The organism is Mycobacterium sp. ELW1, assembly GCF_008329905.1.
Lineage (GTDB): Bacteria > Actinomycetota > Actinomycetes > Mycobacteriales > Mycobacteriaceae > Mycobacterium.
Genome location: NZ_CP032155.1, coordinates 60,360 through 84,141 on the forward strand (window position 1 = coordinate 60,360; position 23,782 = coordinate 84,141).

Consider the following 23,782-nt stretch of genomic DNA (forward strand, 5'->3'; position numbering starts at 1 on the left):
GGGACTTGCCTGTGAGCACGGTGACCAAGGCCCGTACCGGGATAGTCGTCGGTGCGCTGGGCGTGGTGTTCGGTGACATCGGCACCAGCCCGATCTACACCGTGCAGACGCTGTTCAACCCGGGCGACCCGCACCCCGTTCCTATTACTCCCGCCAACGTCTACGGCGTGGTCTCCCTGATCTTCTGGTCGGTGATGGTCATCGTCACGCTCACCTACGTCACGCTCGTCATGCGCGCCGACAACGACGGTGAAGGCGGTGTGATGGCGCTCATCACGCTGGTGCGCAGGCTGGGACGCAGGTCCAGCCCGCGGGTCATCGCGGCATTGTCGGCCCTTGGAATCCTGGGCGCCGCACTGTTTTTCGGTGACAGCATGATCACCCCGGCCATCTCGGTGTTGTCCGCGGTGGAGGGCCTCAAGGTCGTCGACCCGTCGCTGTCGGAGTTGGTGGTGCCGATCACCGCGGTCATCATCGTCGGGCTGTTCGCGGTACAGCGGCGCGGCACCGCCGCGGTCGGACGGTTCTTCGGTCCGGTGATGATCGTCTGGTTCCTCGTGATCGGCGCGTGCGGGGTGCGCGGCATCTCCGGGCATCCGCAGATCCTCAAGGCGCTGTCGCCGACGTACGCGCTGGAGTTCATCTTCGGCCACTTCCACATCGCGTTCTTCGCGCTGGCTGCCGTCGTTCTGTCGGTCACCGGCGCCGAGGCGCTCTACGCCGACATGGGCCACTTCGGCCGCAAGGCGATCACCTGGGGCTGGCTGGGTCTTGTGCTGCCGGCTCTGGTGCTCAACTACCTCGGCCAGGGTGCCTTGCTGCTGGGCAACCAGAGTGTGGTGAATGCGCCGTTCTTCCTGCTCGTGCCTCCCGGCTGGGAGCTGCCGATGGCGATACTGGCCACCGCGGCGACGGTGATCGCGTCGCAGGCGGTGATCACCGGCGCGTATTCGGTGGCCTCCCAAGCCGCGCAGCTCGGTTACCTGCCGCGGCTGCGGATCGCCCACACCTCGGCGTCGTCGATCGGCCAGATCTACGTCCCGTGGATCAACGGGATGCTGATGGTGGCGGTGCTGATTCTTGTGTTCGCCTTCCGGAGTTCGGCGGCGCTGGGCTACGCCTACGGGATGGCGGTCACCGGCACGATCACCATCACCACCTTGCTGTTCCTGTACATCGCCCACACCCGGTGGCGGTGGCCGCTGTGGATGGTGGTCATCGGCGGAGGTGCACTGCTGACGGTGGATCTGATGTTCCTGGCCGCCAACCTCACCAAGCTCGTGCACGGCGCCTGGCTGCCTCTGCTGATCGGCTTGGTCACCTTCACGGTCCTGATCACCTGGCAGCGGGGCAGCGCGATCGTGGTGAGTGCCCGGGACAAAGCCGAAGGGCCGCTGCAGCCCTTCATCGACGAGATCAACAGCCACACACCGCCCTACCCGCGGATCCCTGGCACCGCGGTGTTCCTGAACCGCGAGAGCGAGACGGCGCCGTTGTCGATGCGGGCCAACGTCGACCACAACCACGTCGTGCCCGAGCGGGTGATCATTCTGTCGATCGTCGTTCCGCCTTCGCCCCGGGTGCCCGACGACGAGCGGATCACCGTCGACGACCTCGGCGACCCGGATGACGGCATCTATTACGTGGCAGCTCAATTCGGCTACATGGAGCGACCCGACGTGCCTGCGGCGTTGCGGTTGGTGGACCCGGCCGACGTGGGTGGCGAGATCGACCTCGACAGCACCTCCTACTTCCTGTCCAAGATCGAACTCGTTCCCGGTGATCAGCCGACGATGGCGCCCTGGCGGAAAAGGATCTTCATCGCCACGTCGTTGATGGCCGCAGATTCCGCGGGATACTTCGGGCTCCCGACCAGTCAGACGGTGCTGATCGGATCCCGAATTCAGGTTTAGCTCCGCGCGTTCACCCGCCGTGACTACGGTGTGCCCATGACCGACTCCACGACTGTGGCGATCGTCGGCGGCGGCCCCGCCGGCATGGTGCTCGGACTGCTGCTGGCCAGGGCCGGCATCGACGTCACCGTGCTGGAGAAGCACGCCGACTTCCTGCGCGACTTCCGCGGCGACACAGTGCATCCCACGACCCTTCGGCTGCTCGACGAGCTCGGCTTGGGGGAGCGTTTCGCGGCCTTGCCGCACAGCACCCACCCCCCCCGCGGGGAGCGTTTCGCGGCCTTGCCGCACAGCAAGGTCGATCACGCCGAACTCACCGTGGGCGGCACCTCGCTGACGATGGTGGACTTCCGGCGGCTGCGCCAGCCGCACCCGTACATCGCGATGGTGCCCCAGTGGGATCTGCTCAACCTGCTCGCCGAGGCCGGCCGCGCGGAGCCCACGTACACGCTCCGCCTCTGTCATGAGGTGACCGGACTGCTACGAAGCGGTGTCGGGGTTACCGGGGTGACCTACACCTCGCCGGACGACGACGGCGAACTACGGGCCGACCTCACCGTGGCCTGCGACGGCCGGACGTCGATCGTGCGGCAGAGCGCCGGCCTGGTGGCCCGGGACTTCCCAGTGCCGTTCGACGTGTGGTGGTTTCGGCTGCCGCGGGACAGCAGCGCCGAGTACACCCTGATTCCCCGGATCACCGCCGGACGCATGTTGATCATGATTCCGCGGGAGGGTTACTTCCAGCTCGCCTACCTGATCCCGAAGGGCAGCGACCAGCAACTGCGGGCACAAGGACTGGATGCGTTGAAAGCCGAACTGGCCGAACTGGTTCCGGAGGCCGACACCGACACCCTGACCTCGTTCGACCAAGTCAAGTTCCTCGACGTCCGGCTCAACCGGCTCAGTCGCTGGCACACCGACGGACTGCTGTGTCTCGGCGATGCAGCTCACGCGATGTCCCCGGTCGGCGGTGTCGGCATCAACATGGCCATCCAGGACGCGGTAGGTGCGGCGACGCTGCTGGCCGACCCGCTGCGGCGCGGCGCGGTCACCGACCGTGACCTGGCTGCCGTTCGTAAACGCCGGCTGCCGCCCGCCGCGGTCACCCAGGCCGTGCAGCGCCTCTTGCACAAGCGGCTGGTGGCGCCGATCCTGAACGGGGACAACGCCGATCCGCCGGCGGCGGTCACGGCCTTGGTTCGGCGGTTGCCGTGGCTCTCGGTGATCCCGGCCTACCTGGTCGGCGTCGGGGTGCGGCCCGAGCATGCCCCGGAGTTTGCCCGCCGCTAGGCGCATGTCCGGCGAGACGCTATGCGCCTCAGTCGATGTCGCTCACGCGAAGTTCGGCACCAGCGCGCGCAGGAGGTACTGCTCGACGAAGAGTCTTTTGGCCTCGACGGGCCGATGCCGCCACACGGGAGCGAGCAGGAACAACGACGCGGTGTGCAGCCAGCGCGCCGTCTCCCGCCGGTCGAGATCGGGATGCAGACTGCCCGCAGCCTGCCATCGTTCGAACAGTGGACCGTAGTGCCGCAGCACGACGTCGACGATCTGCTCGGAACCGATCTCGAGTGCGGTCGTCACCGCCGTACTCTCGCCGGACATCAGGGCTTCGTTCAGCGCGTCGCCGACCACGGATTGGACGGGAACGAGCAGCAGTTCCTGGATCGAGGCCGACGCGTCGTCGGGCTGCGGTAGCGATGAGACGTGCGCGGCCAGCGCGGCGTCGATTCGGGTCAGCAGCAGCCCGAGCAGAAGGTCGTCGCGGGTCGGGAAATAGCGGTACACCGTCGAGCGGACCACGCCGGCTTCGGCGGCGACTTCAGCCATCCGGATCTGGGTGTTGCCCCGGCGCACGATGCACCGGCTTGCGGCTTCGAGCAGTCGGTTGCGCGCCTCATCGCCGGCAAGCAGTGCCCGTTCGGCGCGCACGGGACGACGAGTTGTTCCCATCCGCCAGATCGTACGGTTCGCTGGTCAGCCGCCGACCATGATTAGCCCACCATCGACCGGCAGCAGTTGGCCGGTGATGAAGTGCGAACCCTCACCGGCCAGGAACACCAGCACGGGGCCGAGGTCGCGGTCGGGATCGCCGAGCGCACCACCCAGCGGGATGGTGGCTTTGATCTGCTGATCGATGAACGGCGCCGCATCCGGGCCGAGGAATTCGCGAAGTCGGTCCGCCCCGCGCGTCTGCATGGCCGGCGCCAGTGCATTGACGGTCACGTTGTCCGACGCCCAGGCCTTCGCCGCCGAGCGGGTCCAGGCCTGCACCGCGCCTTTGGCCGCGGCGTACACCGCGGAGATCGGACTGCCCATGACCGCCTCGGCCGAGCCGAAATTGATGATGCGCCCACCGGATTTACGCATCACCGCGTGCGCGGCCTGGTTGGTCAGGATCGTGGTCTTGACGTTGGTGTCGAGGACGAAGTCGATGTCGGCGGTGGTGATCTGACCGGGCACCCCCTGATGCCACAGTCCCGCCGCGTTGACCAGTACGTCGAGGCCGCCCATCGCCGCCACCGCGGCGTCGACCATCGAGTTCACCGAGTCGGCGTCTCGGGCGTCGCACTGCACCCAGATGGCCTGCGAGTCGTCGGCGGGTTCGGTCTGGTGATAGGTCGCAACGACCTCGGCACCGGCGGCGGTCAGGGCCCGGACTGCCGCGGCGCCCAGCCCGCTGGCCGCACCGGTGACCACCGTGCGGCGTCCGGCGAGTGGCTTGCTCATCGGGAGAACGGGGACGCCCAGGTCGCCGTGTGCCTTACCATGACGGTCACGGTAGGGCGCGGCGCCACGGGTGTCAACCTTCGAGTATTCGAAAAGCATTGTGCGAGTTGATCTGTGAGGAACAGATGAAAGCAACGATAATCACCGGACCCGGTCAGACCGACGTCGTCGATGTCGCCGACCCGGTGGTGGGACCCGCTGACGTCCTGGTGAAGATCAGAGCCTGCGGTATCTGCGGCTCGGACGCGCTGTACATCTCGATGGGTGGGCTGCCCCCGCGTCAGGGCCGTATGCCGCTCGGGCATGAACCGGCCGGCGAGGTCATCGAGGTCGGCCGCGACGTCACCGGCATCAACGTCGGCGACCACGTGGTGATCAACCCCATCGGCGCACCGAGCGGAATCATCGGTAACGGCGGCGCTGCCGGAGCGCTGGCCGAATACCTCCTCGTCGAAAACGCGGTGCGGGGGCAGAGCATCGAGGTGATCCCGGCCGACATCCCGTTCGACGTCGCCGCCCTCAACGAGCCGATGGCCGTCGCCCGCCACGGCGTCAACCAGACCAAACCCACACCGGCGGACAAAGTGGCGGTTTTCGGTGCCGGGCCGATCGGCCTGGGCGCCACCATCGCCTACAAGGCCCTGGGCGTCAATCACGTGACGGTGGTGGACCTGATCGGGTCGCGGCTGGACAAGGCGCTGGCCGTCGGCGCCGACTCGGTGATCAATGCCGGCGATGAGGATGTGGCGCGGCGCCTCATCGCGTTGCACGGCAAGGGCACAGCAATGTGGCCGGGCAAGTCGGGCACCGACATCTACCTCGACGCGGCCGGCGCACCCACGGTGATCAACACCGCGCTGGCGTCAGCACAGATCGGTGCACGGCTGGGGGTGGTCGCCGTGCACAAGGAGCCGGTGCCGGTGGACTTCGTCAACATCATGGCCAACGAGATCACCGTCGTCGGATCGATGGGCTATCCCACCGAAATCTTCGAAGTGACCCAGGATCTCGTGACCAACTGGGAGAAGTACGCGGTGATCGTCAGCCACACCTTCGATTTCAGCGACGTGCAGGGCGCACTACAGACCGCGCTCACCCCGGGTGCCGCCGACAAGGTCGTCGTCACCTTCGCCTAGAGCTGCGGGAGTACCTCGGCGGCCAGCAGCTCCAGGGTCGCGTCCGACGCGCGATCGTGGGTGAAGAACACCACCTGCGTGAAGCCCATGTCCCGAAGCTGGCCCAGACGGTCGACGATCGCTGCAGGCGTACCAATCAGCCCGCCCTCGTGCAGACCGAAACCCGGCCCGCCGAACCGCTTCTCGGCAACCTGGCGCACACCCTCCAACGCGGCAGAATCCGGCGCCAGAGCCAGCACGGCTTCCACCGACATCACGATGGAGCCTGGATCCCGGCCGATGTCCTCGCAGATCGCTCGCAGCACGGTCAGTTTGTGCTCCATCTCGCCGAGGGCATAGGTGGGCACATTCCAGACGTCGGCATAGCGGGCGACCAGCGGCAGGGTGTACTTCTCGCCGGATCCGCCCACCACGATCGGCGGGCGTGGGTGTTGAACAGGGCCGGGTCTGATCGGCATGTCGTGAACGGTGAAATAGGCTCCGCTGAAATCGATCCGCCGCTCGGCGAACGCCTGGGTCAGGATCTCCAGCGTCTCCTGGAGTCGCTCGGACCGCTCCGCGAACGTGCCCCAGTCCAGTCCGAGCCGGTGGTGTTCGTCGTCGATGGATCCGCTGCCGATACCCAGCTCCAGCCGACCGTTCGATATCTGGTCCAGGGTGGTGGCCATCTTGGCCAGCACGGCGGGGTGACGAAACTGGTTGCACAGCACCAGGTGTCCCACACGCAGGCGCTCGGTGCGGCTCAGCAGAGCGGTGGCCAGCGTCCAGCCCTCCAACGAGTCGATGTCGGGGATGCCGGGGCCGTACATGTGGTCGTAGAGCCACAACGAGCCGAGGCCGAGTTCCTCACAGCGTTGCGCGCGGTGCAGTACGTCGGCGTAGCCGAACCCCATCTGCGGGACGTAGATCCCGATGTCGAGAGGCGTGGTCACTGCTTGATGCCGACGGCGTGGCGCAGCTGGGCCAGGAACTGGTCGGCGTCGTCGCTGCGGACCACGTAGTGTGATACCGCAACGCGAATTGCGGTGGCGGCCTTGATCTCTGCGTTGGGTCCGCTCAACAGCCGCTGCAGCCGGGTCCGCATCAGCGGCAGGATGCGGTCCAGCTGGGCGATGACCACCTCGGGTTCGATATCGATGAGCCGGACCCCGGAGTAGGTCTGTTGGTAGGAGACGATGAACTGCAGCGCCGCGTCGAGTTTGTCGGTGCCGCGCAGTCCCGCGGTGGCGCGGCTGATGCCGGTGTCGAACATCTCTCGCTCGTAGGCGCCGAACGCGTCGAGCAACTCGGTCTTGGACGCGAACCAGCGGTACAGGGTGGGCCGGGACACGCCGGCCTGCAGAGCGACCTCGGACAAGCTGAGCTTGGTCTGCCCGCTGCGGGCGAGCACTTCGGCGGTGGCATTGAGGATGCGTCGCCGCGACGAGGTTTCGTCGTCGTCGGGGATCACAGCGGTGGTTCCTGCCGGGCTCACGTGTACAGGATTACAGGTCGCGGCCCGAGTGTCACGCGGAGTTCGCACATCCGAGACCGAAAACACCGTCTTTACAAATACTGGTCAAAATGTCACGCTGTGCACGTGTCGGCGGACCAGCGTGGGTACAGCCCCCACGACATCACGTCGCGGCGATTCTGGGGCCAGACCTTCGACGTCCGCGAGCAGACCTTCGCCTCCTTGCGCGCCACCGACGGACTCACCTGGCATGAGCCGTTTCCCTCGTTGTTCCCGATGGACGAACCCGGTTTCTGGGCGCTGACCCGGCGCGCCGACATCGTGCACGCCAGCCTGCACCCCGAGCTGTTCAGTTCCGCGCACGGCATCGCACTGGACCCGATGCCCGCAGACATCCAGCGGATCGCCACGTTCTTCCTGATGATGGATCCGCCGCAGCACACGGTGTATCGCCGGCTCATCAGTTCGGCATTCACCCCGCGCAACGTCGCCCAGATCGACGAGCAGGTTCGCAAGAACGCCGCGACCGTAGTCGACGAGCTGGTCGGCGCCGGTGACGTGGACTTCGTCTCGGCCTGCTCGGCGCGACTGCCGATGATGACGATCTCGGAGATGCTGGGCGTGCCCAACTCCGACCGCGAGGCGGTGGCCAAGGCCGCCGAGAAGCTGTTCTCCATGAGCGACGACGAGTACGCCACGATCGAGGAGCGCGCCGAGGCGACCGTCAACGAGATGTTCCTGTTGGCGGGCACCGGCATTGAGTTGGCCAAGTTCCGTCGCAGGCACCCGGGCGACGACCTGATGACCAGCATCGTCAACGCCGAAGTCGACGGACACCGGCTCACCGACGAGGAGATCGGCGCGTTTCTGGTGCTGTTGGCATCGGCAGGCAACGACACCACCAAGCAGACGACCTCACACGCCATGCTGGCGCTGGCAGCCAACCCGGACCAGCGCGCCTGGCTGATGGCGGATTTCGACGGCCGGATCGGACCGGCGGTCGAGGAGTTCATCCGGTGGGCTACCCCGGTGCTGCAGTTCGCCCGGTTCGTCACGCACGACACCGAACTGGCCGGCCAGCAGCTCAAAGCCGGCGACAAGGTCGGACTGTTCTACTGCTCGGCGAACCGGGACGATGCCGCCTTCGACCAACCGCAGGCGTTCGACCTGCAGCGCTCACCGAACCCGCACCTGGGTTTCGGCGGCGGCGGCCCGCACTTCTGCCTCGGCAACCAGCTGGCCCGCACCGAATTGCGGAATCTGTTCCGCGAGTTGCTGTTCCGGGTCGACGTCGAACTCGGCCAGCCCGACTATCTGTTGAGTAGCTTCGTGCACGGGATCAAGCGGCTCCCGGCGTTCGTGCGGTGAGCGTGAGGCAGGGTATGCGTATCGAAGTGGACCTGGCCAAATGCACCGGGCACGGTATCTGCGAGACGATCGCCGAGGATGTGTTCGAAGTCGACGACGACGGCAGCGTCCGCATCCACGGCGCCGCCCGACCCGAAGCGGACCGGGCGCGGATGCAGCAGGCCGTCACCCAGTGTCCCGCCGCGGCGCTGGCCCTGATCGAGGACTGACCGGTGAAGAAGTACTTCAGCCACACCCTGCTGTATCTGCACGAGACCATCGCGCTGGGCTCCGAGCGCAGCGACCGGTTCACCGAGAAGTTCACCAGCGTGTATCAGCCGATGATGGAACAGCTTGGGGCGCGGCTGTTCTCGATCTGGGAGGCCACACCGTACAACGGGCACTGGCCGCAGGTGACGATCATCTGGGAGCTCGACGCCTTCGCCGACTATGCGCGGGTCGGCCGGGCGCAGGCCCCCGGCGGCAGCCATCGCGAGCCCGCCGCCGAGTGGGCGGACTACCTTGCCGGTATCGGTGCGTCGGGGGAGGGACGGATCATGTACGCCGGGCGCAGCAACCGCCCGCTCCGGGAGCTCCAGGATACGAAATTCACTGCCGGGCTGGTGATCCAGGAGATCATGCAGACCAAACCCGGCAAGCAGGACGACTACATCCGCGAACTGGAGCGGCTGTACGTCCCATGGTCGGAGCGCACCGGCAAGCGCTGGCTCGGGTCGTTCATCACCACGTTCCGGTTCAACGAGGTGATCCACTACTGGGCGCTCGACGGGGACTGGGACTGCTTCGAGAACCACTATCCGTCCTGGAAGGACAGCCCGCCGGCCGAGATCGTGACGTGGATGAGCGTCGCGCCCGCTCTGCGCGACGGCTGGGAGGACTCCATCCTGGCCGCTCTCCCGCCGTCCCCGCTCCGATAATGGCCGTGATGCAGGACTTCTCGTACAGCCCGTTCGATCCGGCGGTGATGGCCGATCCGCGCCCGTTCTACCGGACCCTGCGCGATCAGCACCCGGTGTATTACGTTGACGAACTCGACACCTACGCGCTGTCGCGGTTCGACGACGTCTGGAACGTGCTCGCGATCAACGACGGGACCTTCGTCGCATCCGAGGGAACCCTGCCCGCGGCGGCGGTGCTCGCTCACCGCAATCACGGTCCGGTTGCCGACCCGCCCCTGCATCCGTTGCCGTTCCACGCCAACTTCGACGCGCCGCTCTACGACGACGTCCGGCGCTGCACGGCAGCCCAGTTCCGGCCGAAGTCCGTCGCCGCATGGCAGGACCGCATCCGGGCACTGGCCAACGAGCGTCTCGACGATCTGCTGCCACGCGGCAGCTTCGACCTCACCCAGGACTACGGTGGCATCGTCGCCGCCACCGTGGTGTGTGAATTAGTCGGATTGCCAACTGATTTGGCTGCTGATGTGCTGGCCACCGTCAATGCGGGCAGCCTGGCGCAACCGGGCAGCGGCGTCGAAGTGGCCAACGCCCGGCCGGGATACCTGGAGTACCTGATCCCGATCGTGCAGCAGGTCAGGGCGGGCAGCTTCGGCGGACCGCTGCCGATCGTGGAGAACCTGCTGGCCTACCGGCTGCCCGACGGATCGGCGCTGTCCGACAGTGAAGTGGCCGTCCAGATGCTGGGCGTCTTCATCGGCGGCACCGAGACGGTACCGAAGATCGTCGCGCACGGGTTGTGGGAGCTCAGCCGGCACCCCGAGCAGCTGGCCGCGGTCCGGGCGGATCCCGCGGCCAACGTGCCGGTGGCCCGCGAGGAGATCATCCGCTACTGCGCTCCAGCCCAGTGGTTCGCCCGGACGGTGCGCCGCCCCTTCACCATTCACGACACAACCATCCAGCCGGGCCAGCGCATCATCACCCTGCTGGCGTCGGCCAACCGCGACGAGCGCGAGTTCGACGAGCCGGAGACCTTCCGCTGGGACCGTCCGATCGAGCGGTCGCTGGCGTTCGGAAGGGGCCAGCATTTCTGCCTGGGCTATCACATGGCCCGCCTGGAGATCGCGGTGATGCTGCAGGAGTGGCTGCGCCGCGTCCCCGACTACCGTATCGACGCCGATCGCGCCCTGCGGCCGCCGTCGAGTTTCCAGTGGGGCTGGAACAGCGTCCCGGTCCACGTGTGAGCGGGCGGCCACCTGCGCAGTAAACACCTTGATTTACTTCTCGGCGGTGTGTTGACTGGCTGCGGTGAGCTCTGCCAAAGACCCTCGCACTGATCGGTCGTCGATCACGCGTGACGCGCTGCTGGTGGCCGCCGAACGCCTCTTCGCCGAGAACGGTCTGTATGCGGTGTCGAACCGGCAGATCAGCGAGGCCGCCGGCCAGGGCAACAACGCGGCTGCCTGCTACCACTTCGGTTCTCGAGCGGATCTGCTGCGTGCGATCGAGGCTCGCCACCACGGCGCGATCGACGAGATCCGCCGAGGCAAGCTGGCTGATCTGCCGCCCAACCCTCAGCTGCGGGATTGGATCGGCGTCCTGGTCCATCCGTTGACCGAGCATCTGCACGCGCTGGGTGCGGCGTCGACCTACGCACGTTTCGCGGCGCAGGTGATGGCCGACCCCGCCTGCCGGGAGGCCGTGGGATCCGATGCGATGACCTCGGAGCGGATGCTCAAAACGGTGCGCGGGATCAACCGGTGTTTGCCGGCCCGCCCGAAACGCGTCCGGATCATCCGGTGGACGATGGCGCGAAACCTGTTGATGCACACCTGCGCCGAGATCGAGGGCGAGCAGGCGACCGGCGCAGCGTCAGCGAATGCGAACTGGCTGGTGGTCGGTGAGGAATTGGTCGACGCGCTGGTCGGCCTGTGGGCCGCCCCCGCCGATGTCAGGGCTTCTTCCGCCCGGAGTGGCTCAACCGCCACTCTGGCGGGAAGTTGAGGTCGTTGTCCTTGACCACGTTGTTGAGGCCCTTCTCGAAGGTGCCCTCGGTCAGGTCCGGGTAGTTGTCCCGGTCGTTGGTCATCATCGGCAGCATGCCCTCGACCACACCGGTGAGGAGGCTGCCGAAGTACTCGCCCTTGTGCTGCTTGTAGAGCTCGAGGAACGTCTTCTGCACGACGACGGTGTCGGTGGGCCGCGTCTTCGAGCACGCCATCGCGTACTTCAGTGTCTCCGCCTCGAGCTTCTCTCGCGGGACGACACTGTTGATGAAGCCGCACTCATACATCTCGGCGGCGGTGAAAGGCCTTCCAGTGAACAGCATTTCGGAGAACTTACGCAGGCCCATGGTTTCGGCCCACCACCACAGTCGGGGACCCCAGCCGACGTAGCGGAACGCCGGGTGACCGAACAAGGCATCATCGGAGGACACCACCAGGTCGGCGTCACCGGCTTGGTAGAAGTGCCAGCCGTAGCAGTATCCCTTCGCCTCCACGATGGTCACCTTCTTGCACTCCTGCAGCGGCCGGTTGCCGGCACGCGCCTTGGCATAGTGGTCGGTGAGTGTGTACAGGTAACGGTAGGAGTCGCCGGGCGGGTACTTCACGCTGTCGTCGTTGATCGAAAGTTCGTGCAGCAGAGATGTTCCCGGATTCTCCAGCATCTCGCGCTGTTCCGGCAGGTCACCACCGCTACCGAAGTCGTTTCCTTCACCGCGGATCACCACCACCTTCACGTCGTCGTCGACGTTGCACTTGCGGATCATGTCGGCGAAGTTCTGCCGCATCCCCATGGTGGTCGAGTTGAGTTCCGCGGGTCGGTCAAAGGTGATGTAAGCAATGCGATTAGCGAGATCCTTCTCGAACTTGATGTAGGGCTCCGCTTCACGCTTCATCTGCTCGTAATCGTGTTCCATGGTGCGGATCTCCCGTCGTGCACGCAATGATGCTGCCGACAGCGAACGGCAGCGCTATGCGTGCAACATAACGGGATTCACGCGTCACCCGCAATAAATCACGCAATTTACTTTGCGATGATGCGGCTCACCCGGCCGTGACGAGGTCCGCCGGTACCGCTTCCAGGCGCGCCGGGACGTGCTTGTGCCAGGGCGTTCCGGCGTAAGGATCGCGCCACTCGGTGGAGGTGAGCGCGTTCGGGGCGACGCCGGGAACGCGGCGTTGCCCGTCGGCGTCGACGTAGTCCAGCCCGAAACCGTTGGGCAGTGCGGCGTGCCCGGCCATCATGGTCTCGCTGATCTCGACGGTGGCCTCGGCGCTTCCCGCAGCGGTGGTGATCCGGACGCGACCGCCGTCGACCAGGCCGAGTGCTGCCGCGTCTTCGACACTGACGCGCAGAGCACCGTTGGCGTCGCGCTTGCGCCAGGACGGATCCCGCAGAATGTCGTTGGCGGTGAAGGCCCGACGCTCGCCGGCGGACAGCACGATCGGGAACTCCGGGTCGGTCAGGTCCGGCCGGTCGTCGGCCAGCGCGCGGATGTCGTCGAGCATCTCCGGGATCACCAGTGCGATCTTGCGGTCGGGGTGACTGATCAACGCCCAGTCGTCGGCGTACTCGTGCACGCTGAACGTCACCCCGGACTTGCTGGTCAGAATCGCGTCGAACAGCGCGTTGCCGTCGGCGTGCCCGGCCCGGCGCACCGCGTCGGGGTAGGTGACGGCGGCTTTCTGCGCCAGCCCCCAGAGGGCGGCCGCGCCGGCCAACCCGTCGGGCAGCGTCGGACCGAGCGTCTCGTACAGCACAAAGGGCAACGCCTTGCCCAGCGCCGGGTTTGCGGCGAGCTCGGTGAAGAAGGCTTGGGTATAGGCGTCGCGCCCCTGCCTGGCGGCGTCGCGCAGCGGGCGGAGGTCGTCATCGCTGATCACGCCGAGCGCCCGCACCAGCCGCGCCCAGATTTCGGGTTCGGGCAGCGTGCCCGGTGCCGGCTCGAAGAGCCGGTGACGTAGATGAAACTCGTTGCGCGGGAACTCGAAATTGAAGAACGTGGCTTCCGGCTTCTCGAACTGATTGGCGGCGGGCAGCACGTAGTGCGCGAGCCGCGCCGTCTCTGTCATCGCGACGTCGACCACCACCAGCAACTCCAGGGACTCGAATGCCGCGCGGCAGTTCTCCGAATCGGCGATCGAATGGGCGGGGTTGGCGCTCTCGACGATCATGGCCCGGAACCGATCGGGGTGGTCGGTCAAGATTTCTTCAGGCACGACGTTCGACGGCACCAGCCCGGCGATGATCGGCGCGCCGGTCACCGGGGAGCGCCCGACACCGCTCAGGCTGAACAGTGGTGCGAACGACGAATGAAGATGCTGTCCGCCAGGTTTGGCGAAACTGCCGGTCAGGATCCAGAGCAGCTTGTTGAGGTAGGAGCACAGCGTGCTGTTGGGCGCCTGCTGGACGCCGAGGTCCTCGAAGACGGCGACCGAGTCAGCTGCCGCGATGCGGCGGGCGGCAGTGCGCAACAACTCCTCGTCGACACCGCTGCGTTCGGCGTACTCGGCGATCGGCACCGTCGCCAGCACCGCGCGCACGTCGTCGGCACCGTGCACATGCTCGGCGAGAAAGGCTTCGTTGCAGAGGTTTTCCTGCACCAGCACCGCGGCCAGCGCTGCCAGGCACCAGGCGTCGGTACCGGGCCGCACCCGGAGATGGAAGTCCGCCATCTTGGCGGTGTCGGTGACCACCGGATCGATGACGATCATCGAGCGGGCCGGGTCCTTGGCGATGTCGTTGAGCACGGTGCGGGCCCGCGGGAAGCTCTGCGACATCCACGGGTTCTTGCCGACGAAGACCGACACCTCGGCGTGCTCGAACTCGCCGCGGGTGTGCCCGCCGTACATCTGGAAGTCCACCCAGGCCTCGCCGGTCTTCTCCTGCGCCAACGCATTCGACCGGTAGCGCGAGCCGAGCAGCTTGAGGAAGGCGCCGCTGTAGGCGCCGCCCAGGTGGTTGCCCTGACCGCCGCCGCCGTAGTAGAAGATCTTCTCCCCGCCGTAGGCGTCCGCAATCCCGCGGAAACCCTCCGCGATCTCGGTGATCGCAGTGTCCCAATCGATTTCCTCGTAGCTGCCGTCGGACCTGCGGCGCATGGGCGAGGTCAGCCGCGACCGATTGTTCTGGTAGTGGTCAAGGCGCAGCGCCTTGTTGCAGGTATAGCCCTGCGACGCGGGGTTGTCCTTGTCGCCGCGGATGCGGGCCAGGGTTCGGCCCTCGGTTTGCACCACGATGCCGCAGTTGCATTCGCAGAGGATGCAGGCAGTGGGTTGCCAGTCAGCGGACATCGGATCTCCTGGGTCCATGGTCGAACTCCTCATCGCGGCTGCGCCGCTTGATCGGTCGTTCGACGGGTGGGTAGTTCGGCTTCGAGCAGGTCGCGCAGTTGCCGATGGACGATGTCGAGTGGTTTGGTGTCGCGCGCCGCGCGGGCGAGCACGATGGCGCCTTCGAGCCCGGCGGTCATCGACACCGCCAACTCCTCGGCTCGGTTTTCGGCGACTCCGTCGGCGATCAGGCGTGCGGCGATCAGGTCGTTCCAGCGGGTGAACGTGGCTGCGGCCCGCTCGAGCGCCGGGTTGTCCTTGCCCGGCTCACCGGCTTCCACGGCGACGGCCAGTATCGGGCAGCCGGCGCGGTAGTCGCTCTCTATGAGGTTCTTTCGATAGAAACGCACCAGCCCGTCGAGCGCTTCAATGCCACTGCCCGCCTTGGCCATCCGCGCGGCGACGAAGTCGGCCACGTAATCGACGGCTTCACAGAGCAACTGGGTGCGACCGCCGGGGAAGTAGTGGTACGCCGAACCGCGGGGCGCCCCGCTGTGCGCCAGGACGTCGGCGATCGCCGTGGACTGCGCTCCGCGCTCGCGGATCAACAGTGCGGCCGAGGCGACCATCCGCTCGCGGGGGCTCGTCATGCCTATGTATGTAACCATACATAATCGAGAGGCGCCAGAGTCTGTAGCCGGGCGCGCGTGCATCACCGGCGCAGCGGTACCGTCGCGCGAATGTCGTACTTCAGCAGGGTGTCCGAGAACTCCTTCCGGGCCCACGAGCATGCCGGCGGAGCGTGGAACCTCGCCGAACAGCACATTGCCCCGTCGCTCGGACTGCTCGCGCACGCCATCGAGACCGACCGCGACGCCCGCGGCAACGACCACCTGGTGGTGGCGCGCCTGAGCTACGACATCCTGGGGACCGTGCCCGTCGACGCCGTCGTCGAGATCGGCGTTCGGGTGCTGCGGCCGGGTCGCACCATCGAGCTCGTCGAAGCCGCCCTGACCCACCAGGATCGGGCGGTGGTACTCGCGCGGGCCTGGCTGATGAAGCAGTACGACACGTCGGCGTTACGCGGCAGCGGCCTGCGGTCGATTCCGTCTCCGGCGGAGATGCCGGGATGGGATCCGAGTGCGGTGTGGCCGGGCGGTTTCATCGCGTCGGCCGAGGTGCGACGTGTCGAGGAGCAACCTGGTCGAGCCGTCTACTGGGTGCGGACCCCGGTGCCGCTACTCGACCGCGAGGAGGTCAGTCCGCTGGCCCGCGCGGCGGGGTTGCTGGATATCGCCAACGGCATGGCGGTCCTGGTGGATCCGCGCGATGTGGCCTTCCCGAATCTGGACCTCACCGCGCACTTCTTCGCCGAGCCGGCCGGCGAATGGGTGGGATTCGACACCGCGGTGTCGATCGGTCCCAGTGGAGTCGGGTTGACGCACAGCATCATTCACGATGACACCGGCCCGATCGGTGCGGTGTCGCAGAGCTTGACCGTCCGGCCCGGTTCCGGGCTCGGGTAGGTCTCAGACCGCGGCGAAGTTGATCGTGCTGGTCGCGGCCAGCTCGTTGTCCTCGCCGCGATGGATGTCCACCTGCACCACGACCGAACGCTTGCCGGTGCGCAGGATCTTGGCCACCGCGCGGGCCGGGCCGACCTTGATCGGCCGTAGATAACGGACGAACAGGTCGGTGGTGGCGATACCGAACCCGAACGGGGTGGCTCGGGAGGCCAGCTGCCCGGCGGCGACATCGGCCATCGTGGCGATCAGTCCGCCCTGCAGCCCTCCCGCGGTGTTCTTGGTGCGCTCGTCCACCGGCATCTCCAGGACGACGGTGTCGTCCGTCGCCTCGACGACCTGCAGGCCGAGCTGGTCGAACAACTCCCGAAGCGAGCGCGGTGCCGTCATGGAGAACGACGTTACCGCGTGGACGACCCCGCGCTAGGCCTGGACCTTGGCGGCGGCCGTGTCCGGCATCGGCTCATAGCGGGCGAACGACCGGGTGAACGACGCCGCGCCGTGGGTGAGGCTGCGCATGTCGGTCGCGTAGCGGGTCAGCTCCACCTGCGGAACCTCTGCCCGGATCAGGGTGTGGTTCTCTCGGGCTTGCTCGGTGCCGAGCACCCGGCCCCGCCGGCCGGACAGGTCACCCATGACCGCACCGACGAGATCGTCGGGCACCTCGATGGTGACCTCGTCGACCGGTTCGAGTAGATCGATCCGGGTCGCCGAGGCCGCCTCTCGCAACGCCAGCCCACCGGCCATCTGGAACGCCATGTCGGAGGAGTCGACGCTGTGCGCCTTGCCGTCGACCAGCGTCACCCGGATGTCGACGACGGGATAGCCGCCGTGCACACCGCGTTCCATCTGCGCGCGCACCCCTTTCTCCACGCTCGGGATGAACTGCCGGGGAACCGCCCCGCCGACGACCTTGTCGACGAATTCGAAGCCACCGCCCTGTGGCAGCGGCTCCACTTTGATGTCGCACACCGCGAACTGGCCGTGTCCGCCGGACTGTTTGACGTGGCGGCCGTGGCCCAAGGCGCGCCCGCCGAAGGTTGCGCGCAACGGGATGCGGACCTCGACGGTGTCGACGTTGACGCCGTAACGGTTGGCCAGCGCGTCGAGCACCACGCTGGAGTGCGCTTCGCCCATGCACCACAAGACGATTTGATGCGTCTCGGGGTTCTGCTCGATGCGCAGCGTCGGGTCCTCGGCGGCCAGCCGCTGCAAGCCGACCGAGAGCTTGTCCTCGTCGGTCTTGGCGCGGGCGGCGATCGCAACCGGCAACAGCGGTTCGGGCATCGTCCACGGTTTGAGTAACAGCGGAGTTGCCTTGTCCGACAGGGTGTCTCCGGTCTCGGCGCGGGTGAGCCTGCCGATCGCGCAGATATCGCCCGCCACCACCTGCGTGGCCGGGCGCTGCTGCTTACCCAGCGGGAACGACAGCGTGCCGATGCGTTCGTCTTCGTCGTGGTCGGCATGTGTGTTCGCCTCGAAGAAGGCCGAAAAATGGCCCGACACATGCACTGTCGTGTCGGGCCTGATGGTGCCGGAGAACACCCGGACCAGGCTGACCCTGCCGACGTAGGGGTCTGACGTCGTCTTCACCACCTCGGCCAGGAGCGGTCCGTCCGGATCGCAGGACAGGCCGGCGCGGGCCACGCCGTGTGGGGTGTAGACCTCGGGGAGAACATGTTCGGGTGGCGACGGGAAGCCACGGGCCGCGATGTCCAGCAGCTCGAGGGTGCCCACGCCGGTGCCGCTGCACACGGGGATGACGGGGAAGAACGCGCCACGCGCGACGGCTCGCTCCAGATCCTCGATCAGCACGGCCTCGTCGATCGCCTCACCGCCGAGATAACGCTCCATCAGCGATTCGTCCTCGGACTCCTCGATGATGCCCTCGATCAGGGCGCCGCGATGCTCGTCGATCCGCGCGGCGTACGCATCGTCGGGCGGATGGACGGTGCGGGCGCCGTCGCGGTAGTCGTACTGGCTGCCCGACAACAAGCCGACCAGACCCGTGTCGGTGGGCAGGTAGAGCGGGAGAACCTTGTCGCCGAAGGCATCCTGGGCGGCGCGCAGCGCGGTGTCGTAGTTGGCGCGGGCGTGATCGAGTTTGGTGATCACCACCGCGCGGGGCATGCCGACGTCATCGCACTCGTGCCACAGCGCCCGAGTCGCCTCGTCGACACCGTCGTTCGCGGCGATCACGAACAACGCACACTCGGCGGCGCGCAGGCCGGCCCGCAGTTCACCGACGAAGTCGGCGTAGCCCGGGGTGTCGATCAGGTTGACCTTGATGCCGTCGTGCGGGATGGGTGCCAGCGCAAGCCCAACCGAACGCTGTTGCCGGATGGCGGCATCGTCGAAATCGCACACCGTGGTGCCGTCGACCACCGACCCCGCCCGCGACAGCACGCCGGCAGCGACGAGAAGGCTTTCGACAAGGGTGGTCTTGCCGGCACCGGACGGACCGACGAGCACGACATTGCGGATCGCGGCCGGACTCTCGGCAGCTGGAGCCGACCGGGCGGCTTGGGAAGTGTTCGTCTTGTCGGCCATGACAGACCCTCCCCCGCGCGCGTAGGCGCGCAGATTCGACTACAGCCCACCATTCACCCGATGCGGCGGTCGACACAAGGGATCGGGGGAATTCAGGCGGTGGGCGCCGACATTCGGGTCGGCTCGAGGCGGCCGCGCAGCACCTCCGAGGTGAACTCGGCCCAGTGCGCGCGCTCGGCGCTGTCGGCGTTGGCCAGGGCGACGTCCGAGCACAGCGCGCGTTCGCCGGTGGCTTTGGCCCGATCGGCAAGGCGCGCAGCCTCGTTGACCGGGTCGCCGATCACCGTGTACTCGTAGCGATGCTCGGCGCCGATGTTCCCGGCGAACACCCGCCCGGCCGATACCCCGATGCCGAAGTCCACCACGGGAAGGCGGCGCAGCGCGACGGTCAGCGCGCGGGCGGTCGCCAGCGCATCGGACGCCGCGCGGGCACTGGGCAGCGGCGCGCCGAACACCGCCAGCACCGCGTCGCCCTGGAACTTGTTGATCAGCCCGTGCCGTTCGTCGACGGAATCGACGACGATCTGGAAGAAGTCGTTGAGCACGCCGGCCACCTCGGCCGGCGAACTGTTGTGGGCCAACTGTGTCGAGCCGACCAGGTCGACGAACAGCACCGCGGCCTCACGCACTTCGCCGGTGAGGGTATCGGCGTCGCTGACCGCGCGTAGCGCCACGTCTGTCCCCACGTGGCGGCCGAACAGATCGCGCAACCGGTCGCGTTCGGCCAGCCCGGACACCATGCGGTTGAAACCGCTCTGCAGCCGCCCGATTTCGGAGCGCTCGTAGACGTCGACCCGGGTCCCGATCTGGCCGCGTTCCACCCTGGCCATGGCGGCGACGACGTCGTGCACCGGATCCGAGATGGACACTGCGACGATCGCCATGCCGCGCAGCCCGACCAGGACTGAGATCACCGACAGCACGATGACCGGTATCTCGATCGACGCGTTCTTCTGGATGATCCAGCCGCTGGCGCGCATCAGCACCACCACCGCGATGCCGATGCTGGGCAGGGCGCTGCTCATCACCCACATCAGCAGGAGCCTCGGCAGCACCCCCGGTGCAGTGTCGCGACCGGGCGTGGACCCCATGACGGCCGCGGTGATCGGGCGCATCGGCCGCTGGATCAGCAGCAGCGCGGCGCCCGCCGAGGTGGTGATCCCGAACAGCACCAGCATGCCGATCAGCCAGGCCGCCGCCACGCCGCCGTCCCGGTTGATGAGGAACAGGATGGTGCCGCTGATCAGCCAGATGGTCGCCAACAGCGTGGACTGGTGACGCAGAAGTCGCTCGACGAACAACTGGTCGCGACGGGTCGGCGGCTCACCCGCGGTGAACCAGCGCAGCCTGCGGTCGACGACCAGGATCGCGTAGCCGATCGACCCGGCGAAGCCGAACACCGACAGCGTGACCGACGCGATCAGGGTGTCGGTGCCGAAGACGGTCTGGGCTTGCGGCACCAATTCGTGGCGCAGCGGCATCACCAGCGCGGTCAACTCGACGGCCGCGAGGATCTGCGCGAGTACGAGAGCCAGGGCGTAGCGGACTTTCAGCCTGCTCGCCGTCATGGGTTCAGACGCTACTGCGACAACCCGGCAGAATCACGCTCTCCGAAAGTGAGAGTAGTACTTCCGAAGGTGCGGCCCGCTGCGTAACATCCGCGCTGTGAAGTTCGGGATTCCACTGGGTGGCGTTCACCCCGGCCTGTGGCGGGATCTGACGAAGCGGGCCGAGGAGCTGGGCTACGAGTCGGTGTGGCTTCCCGAGCATCTGGTGCTGCCGGCAGAGATGTCCGGCAGCCCGCACCACGGCGACAGTCATCCGCCGATTCCGCCGCAGACGCCGATGTTCGACGCGATCGCCTACCTGTCGTATCTGGCCGGCCAGACCAGCACGATCCGACTGGGCACCTACGTCTACAACATCGGGTTGCGCCATCCGTTCGTCAGCGCCCGCGCGGCCACCACGCTGGACATCGTCTCGGACGGCCGGTTCGACTTCGGTATCGGCGCCAGTTGGCTGCGCGAGGAATGGGACGCCGCCGGTCTGGACTTCAGCACCCGTGGCGCCCGCGTCGACGAGGCGCTTCAGGTGTGCCAGGCCCTGTGGACCGAGCCGACCATCGAACACCACGGCCGGTTCTTCGACTTCGACGCCGTCGCTTTCGAACCCAAGCCGGTGCAGCCGGGTGGACCGCCGATCCACGTCGGCGGCGATGGCCTGCCCGCGTTGCGCCGGGTCGCCCGGTTCGGCTCCGGCTGGATTCCGATGAATCACACCCTGGACCAGATTCCCGGATCGGTGCAGAAGCTCTCGGCGCTGTGGGCCGAGCACGGACGGACCGGCACGCCGGAGGTGACCGCGTCGGCTCCGGCCGAGTCACCCGCTGATGTGCGCCGCGCGGCGGATGCGGGCATCGACCGGATGATCGTCATGCCGTGGCGGCGTACCCGCGAGGCGCTCGACGGTATCGCCCGTTTCGCCGATGACGTGCTGAACCCATCGCGGAGTTGAGGCCGTGACGATCTCGCCGTCGGACATCCTGCTGACCGACCGGGTCGCGGTGGTGACCGGCGGCGGCACGGGCATCGGCCGCGGGATCGCCGACGGATTGGCGCAATTCGGGGCGACGGTCGCCATCTGGGAGCGTGACGCCGACAGCTGCGCGGCAACCGCGGCCGAGCTGGGGGTGCTCGGCATCGTGGCCGACGTTCGTGACAGCGGACAGGTCGATGCCGCGTTGGCACGCACCCGCGACGAGCTCGGGCCGGTCAGCATCCTGGTCAACAACGCCGGCGGGGTGTTCGCCTCGCCGCTGTTGGACACCAGCGAAAACGGTTGGGATGCCTTGTACAGGGCGAACCTTCGACACGTCCTGCTGTGCACACAGCGAGTGGCCAGGCAGCTCGTCGACGACGGCCGGGGCGGCAGCGTCATCTCCGTGACCTCGATCGAGGGAGTCCGCGCCGCACCCGGATACGCGGCCTACTCCGCGGCGAAGGCCGGGGTCATCAACTACACCAGGACGGCGGCGTTCGAGCTGGCGCCGCACGGCATCCGGGTCAACGCCATCGCACCCGACATCACAGTCACCGAGGGCCTGCTGGCGCTGTCGCCGAACGGGATACGGCCCGAACTGAGCCAGGCCGTGCCGCTGGGCCGGCTCGGCGAAGTCGACGAAATAGCCTCGGCAGCTGTCTTTCTCGCCTCCGACATGGCGCGATACATCACCGGCCAAACGCTCCACGTCGACGGTGGCACCCAGGCCGCGGGCGGGTGGTACCACGCCGACGGCGGCGCCCGGTTCGGGCCGGCCTGATCAGCTGTCGGCGCGGCGGTCCACGCCGAACAGGACCGCGGCCACCAGCACGCACACGGCCGCGACAGCGATGGTCAACGGCACCGACACCTGCACCAGCAGGGCCCCGGCGACCGCGCCGGCCAGCATCGTCGTGATCGACGCCAACCGGCGGACGGGTTTGGCGCCCGGCCCTCCCACCACCCGACTGTCGGCGGCCAGCCCGGTCACCGTCAGCGTCAGCACCGTGGTGGTCAGGTCGGCGACCGCCATCCGCCGGGCCGTGCTGTTCTGCAGGCCGAACGCGAACGCCAGCGTCGCGACGATGACCGGCCGGCCCAACGTGGAGACACCGAAGGCGGCAGCGGCGGCCGCGACGATCCCGAGGAGCACCGCCTGCACCAGCAGCACCGACATCGGCCACGTCGGCGACGCGGCCACCCGGTGACCGACGGCACCGCCCACCAGTGCGCCGAACATGAACGCGCCCAACGCGATCAGCGCCATCCACGCCGACAGCCCGGAGCTGGGATTTGCCGCGAAACCGAGGAAGACGATGTTGCCCGTCATGTTGGCGACAAAGACGTGGCCGAGGCCGAGGTAGGACACGGCATCGATCACCCCGGTGCCCGCGGTGAGGCTCAACAGTGCCGCGATGGTGCGCCGCGACGTGGTGGCTGCGGTGACGCTCACGGCAGGACTGCGGCCCGCACCGCGATGACGTTGATGTGCATACGGTGGACAGCAGTCGGAGCGGTTCCCTAATTCCCGACCATCCACCTGCGTCGCGTACGTATGGTGAGGCCGTGACAAATAATCGCCCGCTGGAGGGCAAGGTCGCCTACGTCACCGGTGGGGCCAGGGGACAGGGCCGCGCGCACTGTATCCGGCTGGCCCAGGCCGGTGCCGACATCGTCACCATCGACGCCTGCGGGCCGGTGGGCAACCACATCGGGTACGAACCGTCGACTCCCGAGGACCTCGCCGACACTGTGCGTCTGGTGGAGGACGAAGGCGTGAAGATCAGCGCTGAGCGGGTCGATGTGCGTGACCATGACGGTCAGAAGCGAGTGATCGCCTCTGCCATCGAGCAATTCGGTCGCCTCGACGTCGTCGTCGCCAACGCCGGAGTGATGAGCTGGGGCCGGGCCTGGGAGATCCCGCCGGAGCAGTGGCAAGAGATCATCGACGTCAACCTCACCGGATTCTTCAACACCGTGCAGGCATGCGTGCCGGCGATGATCGAGGCCGGCAACGGTGGTTCGATCATCGCGATCAGCTCGTCGGCGGGCATCAAGGCCGTGCCGGGCGCCGGGCACTACTGCGCCAGCAAGTTCGGTGTTGTGGGACTGGCGAATTCGCTCGCGCTGGAGGTGGGCGAGTACGGGATCCGGGTGAACTCGGTGCACACCTACGGCGTCGACACCGCTCTGGGCAACGACCTGTCGATGTACTCGACGTTCGAGAAGCACCCTCACTACGTCTACAGCTTCTCGCCGGGCGCGCTGCCCACCGAGTCGCTGATCGCGCCGAACCAGGTCAGCGAAGTGGTGCTGTTCCTGGCCAGTGATGCTTCGGCATTGCTGACCGCCGCCCAGATTCCGGCGGACAAGGGCTACATGAAGGTGTAGGCCTTCCG

The 23,782-nt window shown here is 67.3% G+C and carries 23 protein-coding genes; 12 read left to right on the forward strand and 11 right to left on the reverse strand.

What is annotated here, in order from left to right; all coding sequences use genetic code 11:
- The first annotated feature begins 11 nt into the window (after positions 1-11).
- Together D3H54_RS00335 and D3H54_RS00340 are read left to right on the forward strand one after the other, a co-directional pair.
- Positions 12-1,913: a potassium transporter Kup gene (locus D3H54_RS00335; protein WP_149377359.1), complete on the forward strand. Its 1,902-nt coding sequence runs from the start codon at positions 12-14 to the stop codon at positions 1,911-1,913.
- Between the two features lie 36 nt (positions 1,914-1,949).
- On the forward strand, positions 1,950-3,203 hold the full coding sequence (locus tag D3H54_RS00340; protein ID WP_149377360.1) for an FAD-dependent oxidoreductase: 1,254 nt from the start codon (positions 1,950-1,952) through the stop codon (positions 3,201-3,203).
- A 42-nt stretch (positions 3,204-3,245) separates the two neighbouring features.
- Here the strand turns inward: D3H54_RS00340 and D3H54_RS00345 are convergent, their stop codons facing one another.
- Positions 3,246-3,866, reverse strand: coding sequence for a TetR/AcrR family transcriptional regulator (locus D3H54_RS00345; RefSeq protein WP_149377361.1), 621 nt, complete (start codon positions 3,864-3,866; stop codon positions 3,246-3,248).
- Between the two features lie 24 nt (positions 3,867-3,890).
- Entirely contained in the window at positions 3,891-4,643 is a 753-nt protein-coding gene (locus D3H54_RS00350) for an SDR family NAD(P)-dependent oxidoreductase (RefSeq protein ID WP_149377362.1), read from the reverse strand.
- 125 nt (positions 4,644-4,768) lie between these two features.
- Between D3H54_RS00350 and D3H54_RS00355 the strand changes: the two genes are divergently transcribed.
- Entirely contained in the window at positions 4,769-5,779 is a 1,011-nt protein-coding gene (locus D3H54_RS00355; RefSeq protein WP_149377363.1) for a zinc-dependent alcohol dehydrogenase, read from the forward strand.
- Here the strand turns inward: D3H54_RS00355 and D3H54_RS00360 are convergent.
- A complete protein-coding gene (locus D3H54_RS00360; protein ID WP_432246564.1) occupies positions 5,776-6,672 on the reverse strand; it encodes an LLM class flavin-dependent oxidoreductase in 897 nt (298 codons plus the stop codon). The two genes, D3H54_RS00355 and D3H54_RS00360, sit on opposite strands and share 4 nt — an antisense overlap.
- 35 nt (positions 6,673-6,707) lie before the next feature.
- Positions 6,708-7,253: a TetR/AcrR family transcriptional regulator gene (locus tag D3H54_RS00365; RefSeq protein WP_286199062.1), complete on the reverse strand. Its 546-nt coding sequence runs from the start codon at positions 7,251-7,253 to the stop codon at positions 6,708-6,710.
- Positions 7,254-7,358: 105 nt separating this feature from the next.
- On the opposite strand from D3H54_RS00365, the gene D3H54_RS00370 reads away from it, so the two are divergent.
- The 5 genes from D3H54_RS00370 to D3H54_RS00390 all read left to right on the forward strand — a co-directional run bounded on the left by D3H54_RS00370 (position 7,359) and on the right by D3H54_RS00390 (position 11,500).
- Positions 7,359-8,600, forward strand: coding sequence for a cytochrome P450 (locus D3H54_RS00370; protein WP_210419623.1), 1,242 nt, complete (start codon positions 7,359-7,361; stop codon positions 8,598-8,600).
- A 14-nt stretch (positions 8,601-8,614) separates the two neighbouring features.
- Positions 8,615-8,809, forward strand: a complete 195-nt coding sequence (locus D3H54_RS00375) for a ferredoxin (RefSeq protein ID WP_115318010.1) — start codon at positions 8,615-8,617, stop codon at positions 8,807-8,809.
- 3 nt (positions 8,810-8,812) lie between these two features.
- Positions 8,813-9,517, forward strand: coding sequence for an NIPSNAP family protein (locus tag D3H54_RS00380; RefSeq protein WP_149377366.1), 705 nt, complete (start codon positions 8,813-8,815; stop codon positions 9,515-9,517).
- Positions 9,517-10,740: a cytochrome P450 gene (locus tag D3H54_RS00385; protein WP_149377367.1), complete on the forward strand. Its 1,224-nt coding sequence runs from the start codon at positions 9,517-9,519 to the stop codon at positions 10,738-10,740. Before D3H54_RS00380 ends, D3H54_RS00385 begins: the two co-directional genes overlap by 1 nt.
- Before the next feature lie 64 nt (positions 10,741-10,804).
- The gene (locus D3H54_RS00390) at positions 10,805-11,500 is read left to right on the forward strand and encodes a TetR/AcrR family transcriptional regulator (protein ID WP_286199063.1); all 696 of its coding nucleotides are present in this window, start codon (positions 10,805-10,807) and stop codon (positions 11,498-11,500) included.
- Here D3H54_RS00390 and D3H54_RS00395 read toward each other — a convergent pair.
- The 3 genes from D3H54_RS00395 to D3H54_RS00405 all read right to left on the reverse strand — a co-directional run bounded on the left by D3H54_RS00395 (position 11,448) and on the right by D3H54_RS00405 (position 15,422).
- Complete coding sequence (locus D3H54_RS00395; protein ID WP_149377368.1) at positions 11,448-12,416, reverse strand: enoyl-CoA hydratase/isomerase family protein; 969 nt, start codon at positions 12,414-12,416, stop codon at positions 11,448-11,450. The two genes, D3H54_RS00390 and D3H54_RS00395, sit on opposite strands and share 53 nt — an antisense overlap.
- A gap of 127 nt (positions 12,417-12,543) precedes the next feature.
- The gene (locus D3H54_RS00400) at positions 12,544-14,793 is read right to left on the reverse strand and encodes a molybdopterin-dependent oxidoreductase (RefSeq protein ID WP_149377369.1); all 2,250 of its coding nucleotides are present in this window, start codon (positions 14,791-14,793) and stop codon (positions 12,544-12,546) included.
- A 29-nt stretch (positions 14,794-14,822) separates the two neighbouring features.
- Entirely contained in the window at positions 14,823-15,422 is a 600-nt protein-coding gene (locus tag D3H54_RS00405; protein WP_149377370.1) for a TetR/AcrR family transcriptional regulator, read from the reverse strand.
- 90 nt (positions 15,423-15,512) lie between these two features.
- Between D3H54_RS00405 and D3H54_RS00410 the strand changes: the two genes are divergently transcribed.
- The gene (locus tag D3H54_RS00410) at positions 15,513-16,298 is read left to right on the forward strand and encodes a thioesterase family protein (protein ID WP_149377371.1); all 786 of its coding nucleotides are present in this window, start codon (positions 15,513-15,515) and stop codon (positions 16,296-16,298) included.
- 3 nt (positions 16,299-16,301) lie between these two features.
- Here the strand turns inward: D3H54_RS00410 and D3H54_RS00415 are convergent, their stop codons facing one another.
- From D3H54_RS00415 to D3H54_RS00425, 3 genes are all read right to left on the reverse strand, one after another.
- The gene (locus D3H54_RS00415) at positions 16,302-16,685 is read right to left on the reverse strand and encodes a PaaI family thioesterase (RefSeq protein WP_149377372.1); all 384 of its coding nucleotides are present in this window, start codon (positions 16,683-16,685) and stop codon (positions 16,302-16,304) included.
- A 33-nt stretch (positions 16,686-16,718) separates the two neighbouring features.
- Complete coding sequence (locus D3H54_RS00420; RefSeq protein ID WP_149377373.1) at positions 16,719-18,845, reverse strand: elongation factor G-like protein EF-G2; 2,127 nt, start codon at positions 18,843-18,845, stop codon at positions 16,719-16,721.
- Positions 18,846-18,937: 92 nt separating this feature from the next.
- Positions 18,938-20,413, reverse strand: coding sequence for an adenylate/guanylate cyclase domain-containing protein (locus tag D3H54_RS00425; RefSeq protein WP_149377374.1), 1,476 nt, complete (start codon positions 20,411-20,413; stop codon positions 18,938-18,940).
- 97 nt (positions 20,414-20,510) lie between these two features.
- On the opposite strand from D3H54_RS00425, the gene D3H54_RS00430 reads away from it, so the two are divergent.
- Both D3H54_RS00430 and D3H54_RS00435 read left to right on the forward strand, forming a co-directional pair.
- On the forward strand, positions 20,511-21,359 hold the full coding sequence (locus tag D3H54_RS00430; protein WP_149377375.1) for a TIGR03619 family F420-dependent LLM class oxidoreductase: 849 nt from the start codon (positions 20,511-20,513) through the stop codon (positions 21,357-21,359).
- Positions 21,360-21,363: 4 nt separating this feature from the next.
- Positions 21,364-22,164 (forward strand): SDR family NAD(P)-dependent oxidoreductase, encoded by an 801-nt coding sequence (locus D3H54_RS00435; protein ID WP_149377376.1) that lies wholly within the window; start codon positions 21,364-21,366, stop codon positions 22,162-22,164.
- Here D3H54_RS00435 and D3H54_RS00440 read toward each other — a convergent pair whose 3' ends face one another.
- Positions 22,165-22,836, reverse strand: coding sequence for a YoaK family protein (locus tag D3H54_RS00440; protein ID WP_149377377.1), 672 nt, complete (start codon positions 22,834-22,836; stop codon positions 22,165-22,167). It abuts the gene before it with no gap.
- A gap of 113 nt (positions 22,837-22,949) precedes the next feature.
- Between D3H54_RS00440 and D3H54_RS00445 the strand changes: the two genes are divergently transcribed.
- Entirely contained in the window at positions 22,950-23,774 is an 825-nt protein-coding gene (locus tag D3H54_RS00445; protein ID WP_149377378.1) for a mycofactocin-coupled SDR family oxidoreductase, read from the forward strand.
- Positions 23,775-23,782 lie beyond the last annotated feature (8 nt).